The following is a 2,355-nucleotide window of genomic DNA, read 5'->3' on the forward strand; positions in this document are numbered from 1 at the left end:
GAATTTCAGAATGTGTGGTTCCTGCGGCAAACGCCTTAGAGGGGGCGGTGATTCCGGGGATAGCGGTCCGGGGAGTCAGCCACATCAGGCAGCTTTTGGATTATCTGAAAGGTGCAGGCAGTGAGGAAGAAAAGGAACGGCTGCTGCCAAGAGCGCAGGTGGATTTAAAGGAAATCTTCCGGGAAAGGGCGGACGATGAGGAAGAGGACTTTGCGGAGGTGACAGGGCAGGAGACTGCAAAGCGGGCGGCTGAAATTGCGGCGGCCGGCTTCCATAACCTTTTGATGACGGGGCCCCCAGGAGCCGGAAAGTCTATGATTGCAAAAAGGCTTCCGGGAATCCTTCCTCCGCTTACGCTGGAGGAAAGCCTGGAGGCCACTGCCATCTCCAGCGTGGCGGGAACGCTTCCAGAGGGAAGCGCGCTTATCACAAAAAGACCTTTTCAGAGTCCCCATCATACCATTTCCCACACTGCCCTGATTGGCGGCAGCTTTCTTCCCAGACCGGGAATCATTTCTCAGGCCCATAGGGGTATTTTGTTTTTGGATGAACTGCCGGAGTTTCGCAGACAGGCTCTGGATGGTCTGCGTCAGCCGCTGGAGGAACGAAGGGTGCAGATCGCAAGAGTGGGAGGAAATCTCTCTTATCCCAGTAATTTTATGCTGGTCTGTGCCATGAATCCCTGTCCCTGTGGATATTATCCGGACAGAAACCGCTGTAAATGCACCCAATTCCAGGTAAACAAATACCTGGGAAGGATTTCGGGGCCTGTATTGGACCGGATGGACCTTTGTGTGGAGCTGCGTCAGGTGGAAATTGTAGGACTCCAGGCAAAGCAAAAGGGAGAGAGCAGCAGGGAGATCAGAAAACGGGTGATGAGGGCAAGAAAACGCCAGATGAAACGGTTTGCCGGAAGCGTCTGCCGGTTTAATGGGGATATTTCGGCGGCGGACATGGACAGGTATTGTCCTCTGGGAACTGCTGAAAAGAGGCTTATGGAGGAGCTTTACCGAAGCTTAAGGCTCAGCGCAAGGGCTTACCACAGAATTTTAAGGGTGGCAAGAACCATTGCGGATTTGGAGGAGAGGGAAGCAATCGAGGAACCACATATTTTAGAGGCTTCCTTTTTTTGCCCTGCAAAGGGCTGCTGGAGGGGATGGGAGGATGCAAATGAGGATTGAAAGGGAAGGAAAGGACGAGACGGAGCGGGCTTATATGCTTTGGCTGTGCAGCCTGCCCGGAATTGGAAACGTAAGAGGAGAAAGACTTTTGAACTTATGTGGAGGAAGTGCCCGGAATCTGTATCATGCTCCCGGAGAGCTTTGGAGTAAAGTGGTGGGAGAAAAAACCTATGAGAAAGCAAAGGAGTTTACAGAAGGGTGGAGGGTGCAGGAGGAGTATGAGAAGCTGCGGGAGAAGGGCATTGGATTTGTGTGTCTGTGTGAGGATACATACCCTGAGCGGCTTCGTAATATTCCAGACGCGCCTCTGGGGTTATTTTACCGGGGGAGTCTGCCAAAACAGGACGTCCCTTCCGCTGCGGTGATCGGAGCCAGGGATTGCTCTGAATATGGAAGCTATGTGGCTAGAGAGCTGGGACGGTTTCTGGGGGAGAGGGGTGTTAATGTGATCAGCGGAATGGCCCGGGGTATCGATGGTATCTGCCAGTCTGCGGCGCTGGAAAGCGGAGGAGCTTCCTTTGGGGTGTTAGGCTGCGGCGTGGATATCTGTTATCCCCGGGAGAATCACAGGCTGTATATACGGCTCTCCTCTCAGGGCGGCCTTCTTTCTTCTTATGCGCCGGGAACGAAGCCCAGACCGGGGAACTTCCCGCCGCGGAACAGAATTGTCAGCGGTCTGGCGGATGCGGTGGTTGTGGTTGAGGCCAGAAACAAAAGTGGTACGCTGATTACGGTGGACATGGCCTTGGAGCAGGGAAAAGAGGTCTATGTGGTTCCGGGCAGAATCACGGACAGATTAAGCGATGGCTGCAACAGTCTGCTGAGACAGGGAGCCCGGGTTTTTCTGTCCCCGGAGGACTTCTGGGAGGAGCTGTCGCGGGATTTTCACAGAAAAAATCCGAAATATGCGCTTCGGGAGAGGAGAGTGGAAGGGGAAAAGAAGGAGAGGGAGCTTGCGCCTGAACTTCAGCAGATTTGGGAGGCTTTGGATTTTACGCCCAGAACATTGGAGCAGATAAAGGACAGAATATCTTTTTCCAGCAGTGTGGGGAATCTTGGAGCCATGCTGATGGTTTTGTGTATGAAGGGATTTGCAAGCCAGGTAAGTCCCGGGTGTTTCTGTGCGGCAAAGCGCTGAAAGCAGTCCGCCCTTTTGAATTGTTTCTTTACAGGG

At 53.4% G+C, this 2,355-nt stretch carries 2 protein-coding genes; both read left to right on the top strand.

Features of this window, described 5'->3' with window-relative positions:
• On the top strand, nucleotides 1-1,181 hold a 1,181-nt coding region (locus AC1WIP_RS14660), incomplete at its 5' end, for a YifB family Mg chelatase-like AAA ATPase (protein WP_481142525.1).
• Nucleotides 1,171-2,319 (top strand): DNA-processing protein DprA, encoded by a 1,149-nt coding sequence (gene dprA, locus AC1WIP_RS14665; RefSeq protein ID WP_481142526.1) that lies wholly within the window; start codon nucleotides 1,171-1,173, stop codon nucleotides 2,317-2,319. The genes AC1WIP_RS14660 and dprA, both read left to right, overlap by 11 nt.
• The last annotated feature ends 36 nt before the right edge of the window (nucleotides 2,320-2,355 follow it).

Source organism: Acetatifactor sp. (assembly GCF_982438285.1).

Coding starts and splice junctions, on each gene's coding strand:
- dprA (WP_481142526.1), top strand. CDS start 1,171: ATGAGGATTGAAAGGGAAGGAAAGGACGAGACGGAGCGGGCTTATATG.